The sequence below is a fragment of the Dyella sp. NPDC103356 genome (assembly GCF_055584465.1).
Window position 1 is genome coordinate 487,323 of sequence record NZ_JBVJLZ010000003.1, and the last position, 14,800, is coordinate 502,122.

Annotated in this window: 7 protein-coding genes; 3 read left to right on the forward strand and 4 right to left on the reverse strand. The window is 63.5% G+C overall.

Annotated features, from left to right (window positions below; all coding sequences use genetic code 11):
* Window positions 1-36: 36 nt before the first annotated feature.
* Entirely contained in the window at window positions 37-1,899 is a 1,863-nt protein-coding gene (sppA, locus tag ACZ6WW_RS09060) for a signal peptide peptidase SppA (RefSeq protein ID WP_465273904.1), read from the reverse strand.
* 424 nt (window positions 1,900-2,323) lie between these two features.
* On the opposite strand from sppA, the gene ACZ6WW_RS09065 reads away from it, so the two are divergent.
* On the forward strand, window positions 2,324-3,265 hold the full coding sequence (locus tag ACZ6WW_RS09065; protein WP_465273905.1) for an alpha/beta fold hydrolase: 942 nt from the start codon (window positions 2,324-2,326) through the stop codon (window positions 3,263-3,265).
* Window positions 3,266-3,361: 96 nt separating this feature from the next.
* On the opposite strand, the gene ACZ6WW_RS09070 is transcribed toward ACZ6WW_RS09065, so the two are convergent.
* Together ACZ6WW_RS09070 and ACZ6WW_RS09075 are read right to left on the reverse strand one after the other, a co-directional pair.
* The gene (locus ACZ6WW_RS09070; protein ID WP_465273906.1) at window positions 3,362-8,137 is read right to left on the reverse strand and encodes an ESPR-type extended signal peptide-containing protein; all 4,776 of its coding nucleotides are present in this window, start codon (window positions 8,135-8,137) and stop codon (window positions 3,362-3,364) included.
* 415 nt (window positions 8,138-8,552) lie between these two features.
* Window positions 8,553-9,947: an MATE family efflux transporter gene (locus ACZ6WW_RS09075; protein ID WP_465273907.1), complete on the reverse strand. Its 1,395-nt coding sequence runs from the start codon at window positions 9,945-9,947 to the stop codon at window positions 8,553-8,555.
* A 142-nt stretch (window positions 9,948-10,089) separates the two neighbouring features.
* On the opposite strand from ACZ6WW_RS09075, the gene ACZ6WW_RS09080 reads away from it, so the two are divergent.
* Both ACZ6WW_RS09080 and ACZ6WW_RS09085 read left to right on the forward strand, forming a co-directional pair.
* Window positions 10,090-11,262, forward strand: coding sequence for a DUF3667 domain-containing protein (locus tag ACZ6WW_RS09080; protein WP_465273908.1), 1,173 nt, complete (start codon window positions 10,090-10,092; stop codon window positions 11,260-11,262).
* Window positions 11,263-11,714: 452 nt separating this feature from the next.
* Window positions 11,715-13,886, forward strand: a complete 2,172-nt coding sequence (locus tag ACZ6WW_RS09085; protein WP_465273909.1) for a primosomal protein N' — start codon at window positions 11,715-11,717, stop codon at window positions 13,884-13,886.
* A 63-nt stretch (window positions 13,887-13,949) separates the two neighbouring features.
* On the opposite strand, the gene ACZ6WW_RS09090 is transcribed toward ACZ6WW_RS09085, so the two are convergent.
* Window positions 13,950-14,717: an SDR family NAD(P)-dependent oxidoreductase gene (locus ACZ6WW_RS09090; protein WP_465273910.1), complete on the reverse strand. Its 768-nt coding sequence runs from the start codon at window positions 14,715-14,717 to the stop codon at window positions 13,950-13,952.
* Window positions 14,718-14,800 lie beyond the last annotated feature (83 nt).

Consider the following 14,800-nt stretch of genomic DNA (forward strand, 5'->3'; position numbering starts at 1 on the left):
GCGATTACGTCACGACTGGTCGCACCACGACCTTATTCAGTGCGGCACGCAAAAGCAGTACGCGTAAACATTCGGACGCCCTGACTGCGCGTTGCGCAAGAGGCTCAACTCCGGCGCCATCTTCGGCAGTTGCGCCAGCCACGGCGGCAGGCGCACGCCAACATTCTGTGCCACCTGGATCATGGCGTTGTCGTTGAGGCCGGCAAGGAATTGCTCGAACGCGCCGGTAGCGGTCTCGACGTAACGTACCGGGTAATCCTTGCCGAGCTTGGCGCGATTTGCGGCATCGGCGATCGCGTCGCCCAAGCCACCCATCTGGTCGACCAACCCACGCTCCAGTGCCTGCTGGCCGGTCCATACGCGACCCTGGGCAATCGCATTGATCGCCTCGTAATCCTTGCCGCGTGCCTTGGCCACGTTGCCGACGAAGTCGTGATAGCCCTTGTCGATGATCGACTGGATGACCGCACCCACCTTCGGATCGAGCGGCCGGCTGATGTCGAAAGCGCCGGCCAAGGGACCGGTCGCCACGCCATCGCTCTTCACGCCGATCTTGTCGAGCGTGCCCGGCACGCTGAAATACATGCCGAAAATGCCGATCGAACCGGTGATCGTGTTCGGCTCGGCGTAGATGCGATCGGCATTCATCGAAATCCAGTAACCGCCGCTGGCGGCCACGTCACCCATCGACACCACCACCGGAATGCCGGCCTGCTTGGTCAACTCGACTTCACGGCGAATCTGCTCGGCGGCATAGACTTCACCGCCCGGGGAATTGACGCGCAGCACCAGCGCCTTGGTCTTGCGGCTTTCGCGCGCGGCACGAATCAATGCCGCGGTGGACTCGCCGCCGATCTGGCCTGGCGGCTGCTTGCCCGCGGTGATCTCACCTTCGGCCACCACCACGGAAACACCACCACCAGTCTGCTCATTCGGATCGGGCAAGGTCGTGACATAGCTCGCCAGGCTCACCTGGCGGAAGCCATGGCCGTTTTTCTCGGCCGGCACGCCCTCCTTGCGCATCATGTCTTCGAGTTCATCCCGGGTGGCAAGGCCATCGACCAGGTGCTGGTCCAGCGACAGCTGGCCCAGGTCGCCGTGCGCCTTGGCGATCGCATCGGGCAGGCCGTTGATGTCGCTGCGCAGTTGCGCGACATCGATCTTGCGCAGCTTGGCCACCTCGGCGAGATACTCGTCCCACAGGCCGCCCATCCAGAAACCGTCGGCCTCTTTCGATTCGGGCGATGCGTGATCGAGGATGTACGGTTCGGCCGCGCTCTTGAACTGACCGACGCGGAACAGGTGCACATCCACGCCGAGCTTGTCGAGCAGGTCCTTGTAGAACAGCCGGTAGTTGGCCAGACCCATCAACATCACGCCGCCTTGCGGATCGATCAGCACCCGGTCGGCATGTGCGGCGAGGTAATACTGCCCCTGGTCCAGATTCGCGCCCCAGACGACGACTGGCTTGCCGGCGGCGCGAAAGCGATCGAGCGCAGCCCCCACTTCATGCAAGGCGGCAAAGCCGCCAGCCTGCAGGTGATCGGGCAGCAGCAGAATCCGGGTGATGCGGCTGTCTTTGGCCGCGGCATCGATCGAGCCGACGATATCGCGCAACTGGATCTGCTTGGGCGCATCCCCCGACATGCCCGCCAGCACGCGCTGCACCGGGCTCAGGCTGGACTGTTCAACGATCTGACCTTCCGGCTTGATCACCAGCACCGAATTGTCGGCGACGCGCTCGGCGCGGCTACCGATGATCATGCTGGCGATAATCAGCAGCACGATAAACAGCAGCGGAAAGAACACCAAGTTCACGATGACCAGGCGGACAATATTGACCCCGCGCCCGAACGAGCACAGAAAGTTCCAGAAACCGGGTTGACGCTGCGAAGCCATGCTGGGGAAATCCTCGAAAGTACAGCGCTAGCGTAACGGTTTACCCCCTACGGGTCATGTCCATTCAGCACGCCGCCCCGGGGGCTGGCGTTCGACGGCCCGGGCGGCTCGATCAGGGCCGGCCGCTCATTCGACCCGTGCACGATTGCTCGGCCGACGGGTAGGACACCATGCCTTGTAGACCGCAACCCAGGAGGGCGCCGCGGCGCCCGACATCGGGCTTTGCCACCAGCGGGAAATCCAATCCCTGCCACCTGAGCTTTTCCCAGACAGAGCGAGCCTGGAAGAACGAATGATCACCGTCGATCGGGCATTCATTCCGGACGTATCGCACTATTTGCGTCCGCGATCGATCGAGCATCATCTGAGCACGGCCGAGCCAATGCCCATGCCACGAACGGCACCATGCCATAAGGAGATATGCATGACTTTCCTACGCTCGCTGATTTTTCCCGTTGCCTTGTTGATGGCAGTGCCACTATCGGCATCGTCCGCGGCCCCCACCGGGATCAGCTACCACCAGGTGAATGTCGACGGTCATCGGGTTTTCTATCGTGAGGCGGGCTCGCGCGACGCGCCGACCATCCTGCTGCTGCATGGCTTTCCATCATCGTCGCGGATGTTTGAACGCCTGATGCCATTGCTTGCCGATCGATACCACCTGGTCGCGCCGGACTATATCGGTTTTGGCCATAGCGACATGCCAAGCGCATCCGCATACAACTACACGTTCGACAACCTCGCCGCACAGATAGGCGCGTTCACAAGCATGCTTGGCTTGAACAACTACGCCATCTACATGAGTGATTTCGGCGCCCCGGTCGGTTATCGGCTGGCGCTGGCGCACCCCGAACGTGTCAAAGCGCTGATCGTGCAGAATGCGGTCGCGCACGAAGAGGGACTGGAGACCCCATCGTGGGACAAGATCCGCGCATTCTGGAAAGACCGGACAAGCCACGAAAGCCGCATCCGCGCCGGCTTTTCACTTGAATTGACACGCAGGCGTCATGTCGGCTCATCGCCGCATCCGGAACGCTACGATCCCGATCTGTGGACGGATGAGTATGCGTTCCTCAACCAACCCGGACAGCACGACATTCAATCCGATCTTTTCTATGACTACCGCACCAACGTTGCGGCTTATCCTTCCTGGCAGGCTTACCTGCGCAAGCATCAACCACCCGTGCTGGTGACCTGGGGCAAATACGATCCCAACTTCTCGGTCGCCGGTGCGCTCGCCTATAAACGGGATGTGCCAAACGCCGAGATACATCTGCTGGAAGGCGGCCACTTCGCGCTGGACGAAGCCAACGATGAGATCGCAAGGCTGATGCGTGATTTTCTTGGACACAAGGTCGTCTGGTAAGCAACGGCACGCAAAAAAAGACCCGGGAGTCATGACTCCCGGGCCAATGAAAACCTGGATTCCGAAAAAGCCGAATCCAGATGTGGGCTATCTGTTTCAGTCGCCCAGCACTACGCCCACGCCGACGCGGAAGATAGGAGCATCGCCCTGCGCAGCGGAGATACCTGCATTCACGTTGAAACGACCGCTGTCGTTCCAGCGCGAGACACCCACACCCAGCGCGCTCTGGCCACGGTAAGCCGCCACGCCTGCGTTCAATGTGACCTTGCCCGGCAGATACGGCATGTTGTTGACCAGGGCAGCCGAGGCCGCGATACCACGGTTGGCCTGACGCTGCACGTTGTCGACCTTCTTGGACAAGCCGTTGACCTGGCCTTGCGTCCAGTCCTGCAGGTTGCTCATCGCGTCCTGCAGCTGGCCGACATTGGCGGCGTCCGTGCGCTGCGTACCGGCGGCAACGTTGGTGATCCTGCGCTCGTTGCCTGCCGAACCGACCGATACCGTGTTGTCGGCATCGGCTACCGAGCCGGCACCAATCGCCACCGAGTTGTTGCCCGTCGCGCTCGCGCCAGCACCGATTGCCGTGCTGTTGTTGCCCACCGCTGCCGCGCCTTCGCCGGCCGCCACGCTGGAACCACCCGTCGCCGTCGCCGGCTTGTTGGCGTCGCCGTTCGAAGCGAAGTGCGGGATGCCCTCACTCGGCTTGAGCTCATCGGTCGGAGGCGTGCCGCCGACGCTGCCGTTCTCGATCGTCGTGACGCGGTCGCCCAGCTTGTTGATCTGATCCTGCACGCCCCACAGCTGGCTGCCATTGATCGCATCCATGCTGCCCGGCGCGACCAGACCGGCCATCACGTTAGTGATGGTCGTACCGGCGACGCCGCCGAGGGTGATCGAGCCGCGGCTGGAACCGGCGTCATACACCACTGCATCCATCAGGCTGCCATCGTCGCCGATCAGGCCGGACGACTTCAGCTGCCGCACGTTCACCGCATCGGTGTCTTCCGTACCGTCGGCCACGTTGACGATCTGGCGTTCATTGCCGGCCGAGCCGACCGAGACGGAGTTCGCACGATTGGCATAGGCGCCATTGCCCAGAGCCACCGAATTGGCAGCCAGCGCCGTTGCGCCCTGGCCCACGGCGGTGCTGCCGTTGACGGCCGTAGTGCCCTGGCCCACCGAGGTGGAATTCAGGTTGGCCTGCGCACCCGAGCCAATCGCGGTGTCGTTGGTATTCATTGCCTTGGCCGATGCGCCCAGGGCCACCGCCGTCGTCGAAGCTGCGCTCGACTGCGCGCCGATCGCGACAGCGTTGGCATAGGTCGCTGCAGCACCTTCACCCACCGCGACGCTGCCGGCAAACTTCGCTTCCGCGTCGGAACCCAGCGCCACCGCACCGTCGCCACCCGTCCTGGCATTCGCGCCGATCGCCACGGCTTTGTCGCCGGTGGCAGCGGCATCGTCGGTGCCGTCGTTGGCGCCATTGGCCTTGAAGTAACGCGTGTCGCCGGCGCTGGCCTTGCCAAGCTCGTTGCGCAGCTGCGCCACGTTGACCGCATCGGTGTCGTTGCTACCTTCGGATACGCCCTTGAGCTGACGCGTGCCATCGGTACCTGTGAAGTCGACGATGCCGCCGCCGGTTGCCGCCGCCACGGTGACCGCCGCGCTCGCGCCGGCCTGCTGGACCAGGCCCACCGAGCCGTTGCTGATGCGATCGCCAAGATTGACGATGTCGCCTTCGTTCTTGGTTACGCGACCGTCGAGGTTGGTGATATTGGTCTCGTTGCTGGTCACGCGGTTGCCGATGGTGACGATGTCGCCCTCGTTCTGGGTAACGCGGCCGTCGAGGTTGGTGATGTTGGTCTCGGCGCTGCTGACACGGTCGCCGATGGTGACGATGTCGCTTTCGTTCTTGGTCACGCGCTCATTCGTCGCGAACAGCTGTGAGCCGTTCACCGCCTCGTCGCTCGTCGCCGACAGTTCGCCATCGGCCACGCCCGCCAGCTTGCGCGCGCCGTCCGTGCCGGTGAAGTTCACCCGGCCACCGTCCGTACCGGCGGCCACCGCGATGTCGCGCGACGTCGCATCCTGCTGGACCAGGCCAAGCGAGCCGCTACCCAGCTCGTTGCGAATATCGACGATGCTGCTTTCGTTCTTGGTGACGCGGCCGTCGAGATTGGTGATGTTGGTCTCGGCGCTGCTCACACGGTCGCCGATGGTGACGATATCGCCCTCGTTCTTGGTCACGCGCTCATTCGTCGCGAACAGCTGCGAGCCGTTCACCGCCTCGTCGCTCGTCGATGACAGTTCGCCGTCGGCCACGCCCGCCAGTTTGCGCGCGCCGTCCGTGCCGGCGAAGTTCACCCGGCCACCGTCCGTATCCGCCGCCACCGTGATGTCGCGCGACGTCGCATCCTGCTGCACCAGGCCAAGCGAGCCGCTGCCCAGCTCGTTACGGATGTCGACGATACTGCTTTCGTTCTTGGTCACGCGGCCGTCGAGGTTGGTGATGTTGGTCTCGGCGCTGCTGACGCGGTCGCCGATGGTGACGATATCGCCTTCGTTCTTGGTCACGCGGCCATCGAGCTGGACCGTGTTGGCATTGAGTTGGCCCAGCGCATCGCCCACGTTATCGACGGTCTTGTCACCACCGTTGTCCAGATCGGCCACGGTGTACTGCGGGCCGGTCACGACACCGCTGCCATTCATCGCCGCGCCGCCGCCCAGGGCCGCGATCATCGGCTTGAGCTGCTGCACGTTCACCGCATCGGCATTTTCCGTACCGTTGGCGACATTGATGAGCTGACGCGTACCGTTACCGCCCATGCCCCAGCCGATCGACACCACGTTGTCACGATCGGCCTCGGAGCCGTAGCCCAAGGCAACCGAGTTCTCGCCGGTCGCCCGGCTATTGGCGCCGATGGCGATCGTGCCCTCGTTGGTCGTTGCCTGCGCACCCGAGCCGATGGCGATGCTTCGCGCGCTGGTCGCAGCCGATCCCGGGCCCATGCCCACGGACAGCCAACCGGATGCCACCGCGTCGTCGGTGCCGTCGTTCAGGCCATCGGCCTTGAAGTAACGCGTCGCCGCGGTCAGATCGTTCTGAACATTAACGATGTCGCCCGCATTTTGAATCACACGGCTATCCATATTGCTGATCGCGTCGCCAACGTTGTACACATCGGTGCCGCCAACGCTGTACGTCGGGCCGGTTACTGCACCGGTGGTCGGGTTGATGGACGCACCGCCTCCCAAACCGCCCACTACCGACTGAAGCTGCGATACGTTCACCGCATCCGTGTTCTGCGTACCTGCGGCTACGGAGGTGATCTGACGCTGCAAGGTGGCGTTGCCCACCGCTACGCTATTAGCGCGAGTGGCGGCAGAGCCATAGCCCAAGGCCACGCCGTAGCTTGCCGTTGCCGACGAGTTGCCGCCAATGGCGGTTGAACGAGCGCCCGATGCCGCCGAGGAGCGACCGACCGCCGTAGTAACGTCATTGCTTGCAGCTGCGCCATAACCCAATGCGGTCGCATTCCAGGCGTTGGCGGTGGCATTCGCGCCGATGGCAGTCGACCCCGCCGTGCCACTAGCATTGAGGCTATTAGCGCTCGCGCCATAGCCGAGCACGACCGTGTTTTGCCCAGCCGCAGTGGCATTTCCGCCGATCGCCAGGCTGGTCCTGCCGTCGTAACCGCCGGTGGACCCCGTGATGGATGCGCCGGCGCCGATCGCGATGGCATTGTTGTAGTTCGCCGCAGCACCCGAACCCATGGCAACCGCACCATTACCTCTGGCCGAGGCGCTCGGACCCGCGGCCACGGAATTGGTACCGGCTACAGCATCGTCGGTACCGTCGTTCTTGCCGCTGGCTTTGAAGTAACGCGTAGCGGCCGTCAGGTTGTTCTGAACGGTGACGATATCACCCGTGTTCTTGGTTACGCGCCCATCGATATTGCTGATCGCGTCACCGACATTGTTGACGGTCGTGCCGCCCACGCTGTAACGGGGCGCGGTAATCGTTCCATCCGCGCCGACAGTCGCGCCGCCACCGATAATATCGGCGACGCTTTCGGCCGTGCCCTTGAGCTGGGCGACGTTCGCCGCATCCGTATCGGCCGTGCCGGCCGCGACGTTGACGATCTGGCGCTCGCTACCGAAGGCGCCGACGGAGATAGTGTTCGCACGGTTGGCTACGCTGGCGTGGCCAAGCGCGACGCTGTTGGTTCCCGTGTCGGTCACCGAGGCATTGCTGCCGACGGCCACGGCAGAATTCGCCGCGGTCGACGTAGCGGCGCTGTTGCCGACGGCAACCGAAAGGCTACCCTGCGACTTTGCAGCATTACCCAAGGCGGTGCTGTTCGCGCCGCTCGCGACGGTATCTGTGCCCAACGCGGTCGCACGCCCGGCCGAGGCCGTCGAGCCACCGCCCAGCGATATCGCATAATTGCCATTGGCGGTCGCGTTGTAGCCCAGGGAGACCGCGTTGGAGCCGGTCGTGTTGGCGCCCCAGCCGATCGCCACGTTGGCGACGTTATTGGCAATGGCATTGCTGCCGATAGCTACCGAATTCTGGCTGAGCGTGGCTGCACTGCTACCGATGGCAACGTTGTCGGCGCGGCCACCGTCGTCGCCGCCTCCAATCGCATAGAACGGGGTGATCGTGTCGCTCTTGCCTTCGTCGACTTTTTCAGTCTGATCCTGTGAATCGGTGTCGGCCGCAAACGCGACCGGCGCGCTCAGGCCCGCCAGGGCCAGCGCCAGCACGGCGACCTTCGCAGCGGACTTCTTTTTGCGGCCCTTGGCCAGTTCCGAAGCGACGATCCATTTGCCGGTAGCCGCGTTCCACACGATGCGATAGATGGTGTTCATACGAGGACTCCAGTGCGCAGGTTTGAATGGGTGGTTACGCGATGCGTTTGTCCGGACCGCACTTCTCCGCCGCGCAGCAGATCGCGCGTTTGAAGTTGTTCTCCGTATCCGGTTGCCCCAGTCGTTGACGCCTTGCGTCATGACCCCCTGGGCTTTGCTGTGGCCGCCACCTGGCGTGCCTTATCGCGTGCGCCCCGATTCGCTCCGAGGCGTGAGTCCATCCTAGGCATCCCCGGAAGATCGATATATAAAACTTGCCCTAAAAGTGGAGCTTTCCGAGCCAGGAACGAATAATTCGGAATAGTTTTAAGTCAATATCAAGGACATTTGAGACAGCGCCCGCTCTTTAATGCGGGCGCGACGGAAGTCGCTCCGACGAAAACTCGGGAAGCGATAGCGAGATGTGGGCGCCGCTTCAGTGAATGGTTGAAGCCATCTCGCGATCGGGCCGGCTCCGCCATGCCTCGCGCGCGGCGCCGCGCCAGAAACGGGCAAACAGCAGCAAGGCCGCAACGCTCAGGCCCGCAATCAAGCCCATCCACATGCCCCGTGCGCCCATCTGCTGGTGAAAACCCAACCACCAGCCGACTGGCATGCCGATGACCCAATAGGCGAACAGGGTGATCGCCATGGGTACGCGAGTGTCTTTCAGGCCCCTCAAAGCACCATTGGAGGCAACCTGGATGCCATCGGAGAATTGGAAAAATCCCGCCAGCACGATCAGCTGCGCCGCCAGCGCAATCACCGTAGTGTCATGCGTATACAGCGATGCAATGAAATGCGGCAGGCTCAGCATCACCCCCGCTGAAAACAACTGGGTGACCAGGGTAAGGCCGATGCCGCAGAAGCCGGCATAGCGCACGCCGATCGCATCGCCGCGCCCGACCGCATTGCCGACGCGCACGGTGATGGCCATGGCCAGGCCGAGCGGAATCATGAAGAACAACGAGGCGATATTCAGCGCCACCTGATGGCCGGCGACAATGTCCTCGCCCAATGAACCGATCAGCAGCGCTACCCCGACGAACAAGCCGCCTTCGGCCAGCAACGTGATCGCCATAGGCAAGCCGATCTTGATCAGCTCGCCAAGCTTGTGCAGGCGCGGCGGATCGAAATGCTCGCCCAGGTTCAAGCCGCGATAGTTGCGATGACGTGAGATATAGAAAGCGAAACCCAGCATTTCCAGCCACAGCACCAGGGCGGTCGCGATACCGCAACCGCGCGCACCCTGTGGCGGGATGCCGAACTTGCCGAACATCAACACGTAGCCAAGCGGCGCGAGAATCATCAGCCCACCCAGGCTGAAGTACATCGAAGGGCGCGTAAGCGACAGGCCTTCGGACAAACCGCGTAGCGCGAAATAGCAGGTCAACGCGGGCGCGCCCCAGCTGATGGCATACAGGAATTCGCTCACGTCGTGACGCAGGCCCGGCGCAACGCCGATCATGCCGATCAGCGGCCCGGCGTGCCGTACCGCAAACCACAGCAACACGCCCATGCCTATGGCCAGCCACAACGCCTGACGGAATACCGCGCCGATCTCCGCGCGGCGACCGGCGCCATCGAGCTGCGATACCGAAGGCGGCACGGCCATCATCATGCCAATGCCACTGACGATCGCCAGCGCCCAGATACTGGTGCCGACGGCCACCGCACCAAGCACATGCGCGCTGACATGGCCGGCCAGCACCGCATCGACCGCGTTGGTGCCGACGGCGGCCAATTGCGCAGTGATCAGGGGTAGCGCCAGACGAATCGTGGCGCCGATCTCGTGCGCCGCCCTGGCGCGATCGAGGCGAAGGGAAGTCATAGTGGGCTCCTTGGCACTGCATTCTAACAATGCCCCGCCACGCGCCCTATAGGCCCTTTGGCGACAAAAGGCCGCGATGCGCACGTGTGCATTGGCGCTGCCTATGCGAACATCGCGTGCTCCTGAGGGGTTGGGGCCAAGCATGAAAGAAATCACCGAGTCCGGCGGGCTTCTGTGCGCCAATTGCGCCACGCCGATGCACGGCGAGTTTTGCCACGAATGCGGACAATCGATCCACAGCGTGCTCAAGCCGGTCCACGGCATGCTCGAGGACACGCTCGACATCGTGCTGCACGTCGACGGCCGTGCGATGCACACGATACCGCCGTTGCTGACCAAACCTGGGTTCTTGACGCTGGAGTATTTCTCCGGCCGCCGAGTGCGCTATGTGGCGCCCTTTCGCCTGATGTTCGTGTTGTGCCTGCTGGCGTTCTTCCTGGGGCATATCGCGCTCGATCAGGCCACCAACAAAATCAGTCACGTCGAGGCGACGCATGGACCGTCGGCGCCGATCAACGCGTTCGCCGATGCCGGCACCACACTGGAAGTGAAGAAAAAGCTCGATCAGCAGGTCGCCCAGCTGCGCCTGACGCGCGAAGCGGTTGGCTCATCGGCCGGCCTGGATCTGGCCGAAGCGGCACTGCGCAAGCAAGCGGCGCTACGCACCGCCGAGCTCGATGGGAGCGCGCCGGCCAAGGCCAGTTCCAGCGCGGACGACGACGGCCTCGTACAACTGGACGAAGGCGACAAAAAAGGCTGGCTGTTCAAGCCGACACATGTCGACATCGCCTGGCTGCCGGGCTTCATGAACGCGCGGCTGGAAAAGGGCCTGCAACACATGAAGCTCAACCTGCTGGCCATGAAAGCCAAGGGCGAGGCCCGCGACGACGCCATGGAGCGCCTCAAGGCGGGCACGTTCGCCGTGCTGCCCCAGACCATGTTCGTGCTGATGCCGATCTTCGCCCTGCTGCTGAAGATCATGTACATCTTCCGCCGCCGGCTCTACATGGAACACCTGATCGTGGCCCTTCACAGCCACGCCTTCCTGTTTCTGAACCTGATCGTCGGCATCGTGCTCAGCATGCTGGCGGCCTGGCTGGTACCCCATGCCGGCAACTGGCTGGGCTCAGTCTTTCGCCTGCTCGAATGGGCACTGGCGATCTGGGCACTGGTCTACCTGTTGCTGATGCAGAAACGGGTTTACCGGCAGGGCTGGTTCCTGACCAGCGTGAAGTACTTCGTGGTCGGCTGGTGCTACCTGTGGATGCTCTTTTTTGCGCTGCTTTTCGCCGTGATTCTGGGCATGGCGCATTGAGACCCAGTTCACATAGCAGCCTCATCCGGAAGGGTGCCCGGTCCCGAAAAGCACCTGTCGCGGCCGGGTTTTGCACAGCGTCACAGCTCTGTCAAGCTATTGACTTCGGGTGTGGCAACTGCATGAACGCCGGCCAAGCGCCTTATTCACCACATTGATTTACAAAGATTTTTTGACGTGGTCAAAACTTGAACAGCGCGTCATGAATACCGTCACTGCGCGTTTTTCGGGGCTCCTTCCCCGGTCCATCCACAGACTTATCCACAGGTCTTGTGGATAAAGGAAAAACATACGACGGGTTAGCCACTTACCCTCCATTCCTAGATGACGGAGCAGCAAGCGTGCGCAACAGCCGCCACGGTCGGCCTAACTCCCTATCAAGCCGTTTCTCGGTCAACGACGTCGAGGGCCGGTAGAGGCTCCGGGTTACACTAGCCCGCCACGAGGTCTCCATGCCCGCCGTACTTCGCGTCGCCCTACCCGTTCCGCTGCCAACCCTGTTCGACTACCTGCCCGCCGAGCATGGCCGGGCGGAAGCCGGCAGCCGGGTGCTGGTGCCGTTCGGTCGGGGCAAGGCTGTCGGTGTGGTCACTGCCACGGAGGTGGAGTCCAGTCTCAGCGGCCATCGCCTCAAGCGCGTTCTGCGCGTATTGGACGACGCTCCGCTGCTCGATGCCGAGCTGATGAAAACTCTGGCGTGGTCGGCCGACTACTGGCTGGGTGCGCCCGGCGAGGCCTATGCCAACGCCTTGCCGCTGGCCTTGCGCGAAGACAAACCACTACCGGCGACCGGCGAGGAAGTCTGGAGCCTGAATGCCGCCGGGCAGAGCGCGCGCGATGCCGGCAGCCGGCGCGGCGGCAGTCGCCGGCTGCTCGATGCGCTGGCCGAGGGGCCGCTCACTACCACCGAACTGGAGCTGGCACTGCCTGGCTGGCGCGATGCCGCGCGACGCCTCGATAGTGCAGGCCTGATCACGCGCAGCGAACGCGCCTTCTCCCACGCCATCGCCGTGACGGCACCGGCGTTGCCCCTGACCGACGAACAGCAGCAAGCCATCGCCGCCATCGGCACCAGTTTCGGCAGCTTCCAGCCCTATCTGCTCGACGGCGTGACCGGCAGCGGCAAGACGGAGGTGTATCTCGCGCTGATCGAACAGGTTCTCGCGCGCGGCCAGCAGACCTTGTTGTTGATTCCCGAAATCGGCCTGGCGCCGCAAACCGTGCGCCGGCTGCGTGACCGACTGGGCGTAACCGCCGAAGTCATGCATTCCAATCTCGCCGAGGGCGAGCGCGCACGCGCCTGGCTACGTATGCGTTCGGGCGACGCCAAACTGATGCTCGGCACGCGCTCAGCGGTATTCACTCCCTTGCCGAACGTGGGCCTGATCATCGTCGACGAAGAACACGATGGGGCCTATAAGCAACAGGACGGCTTTCGCTATCACGCACGCGATCTGGCGCTGCTGCGCGCACGCGAACTGAAGGTGCCGATCGTGCTCGGCTCGGCCACGCCGTCGCTGGAATCCCTGGCCAATGTGCAAGCCGGCCGTTATCGCGCGCTGCATCTGCGCGCCCGTCCCGGTGCATCTCGCCCGCCGCAGGTACAGATCGTCGACATGCGCACGCAGCGGCTGGAGCATGGCCTGTCGCCGACCCTGCTTGCCGCGGTCAGCGAGACCGTGGCGCGCGGCGAGCAGGCGCTGGTGTTTCGCAACCGCCGTGGCTACGCCCCGGTGCTGCTCTGCCATCATTGCGGCTGGTACGCGCAGTGCCCGCGCTGCGAGCACCCGCTCACGCTGCACTTCGCACGACAGCAGCTGATCTGCCATCACTGCGACTACCAGGCGCGCGTTCCCAGCGAATGTCCGGCGTGCGGCGTGCAGGACCTGAAGCCGCAAGGCCAGGGCACCGAGCGCCTCGAAGAGGCGCTGGCCGCGCAGTTTCCGAACGTTCCCGTACTGCGTATCGATCGGGAGACCACGCGTCGTCGCGATGCGTTCGAACAGATTCTCGACGGCTTGCGCGAGGACGCACCGGCGATCCTGGTCGGCACGCAGATGCTCGCCAAGGGCCACGATCTACCGAACCTCACGCTGGTGGCGATCGTTGGCGTCGATGAGGGTTTGCATAGCGTCGACTTTCGCGCGAACGAGCGTCTTGCGCAGTTGGTGGTGCAAGTTGCCGGCCGTGCCGGCCGGGCACGCAAGCCCGGGCGTGTGCTGTTGCAGACGCATCATCCGGATCATCCGCTGCTGCGTGGACTGCTTGCGCAAGGTTATGCCGCTGCAGCCAGGGAATTACTTACCGAACGAAAGCTTTCGATGCTGCCGCCGTACAGCCATCAGGTGCTGCTGCGCGCCGAAGCGCATCAGCGCATGCATGTCGATGCGTTTCTTGCCGAGGCACGTGATGCGCTGCCGGGCGAAGGTCTGCAGATTGCCGGGCCGATGCCGGCGCCAATGCCGTTGCGAGCGGGCAGGCATCGCGGGCAGTTGTTGATCGAGGCGGACAGTCGCGCGGTGTTGCATGCGGCATTGCGGCCTTGGCAACGGTTGCTTGGCGGGATGGCATCCGGAAGGCGGACTCGGTGGTCGTTGGATGTGGATCCGGTGGATCTGTACTAGAGCCCCCTCACCCCCGGATCAAGTCCGGGGGTGAGGGGGCCGGGTGCTCGCGCAATACGTCAATCAGAGCAACATCCCACCCGATGCTTCCACCCGCTGCCCATTCACCCACCCCATCGCCGGCGACAGCAGCGCCGCCACCACACCGCCGATATCGTCCGCCTGTCCCACGCGACCCAGTGCCGTCAGCGCACCGATCTGCTGCTTGAGCTCCGCGCTGTTGCGCACGGCCGCACCGCCGAAGTCGGTTTCGATCGCGCCAGGGGCGAGAACATTGACCGCGATGCCGCGCGCACCCAGCTCCTTGGCGAGATAACGCGTCAGTACCTCGATAGCGCCCTTCATCGCACCATAAGCGGAATATCCCGGGAAGCTGAAACGCGCCAGGCCCGAGGACACATTGAGAATGCGACCACCATCGGCGATCAGCGGCAGCAGGGTCTGGGTGAGGAAAAACACGCCCTTGAAATGCACATTCGCCAGCTCGTCGAACTGCGCCTCGGTGGTCTCGGCAAAACTCGCGTGAATACCCACGCCAGCGTTATTGACCAGGTAATCGAACTGTTCGCGCTGCCACTGCTGGCGCAAGACGCCGCGCAATTGTTGCGCGAAGGCCTCGAAGCTGCCGACCACGCCGACATCCAGCTGCAAGGCGTGCGCACGACGCCCCAGCTTGGTGATATCGGCAACGACCGCCTCGGCCTCGGCACGGTTGCCACGGTAGGTGATCACGACATCCACGCCCTCGGCGGCCAAAGCCAGGGCGGCGTTCTTGCCCAGGCCGCGGTTGCCGCCGGTGATCAGGGCGATACGGGCATTTGCTGTGTTCATGGGGAGCTCCCTCGGGCCGGAATGGCCCTGGACAGACGACAATGTATTGATCGGCTAGGCACGCATAAATCAGGGGAATATGA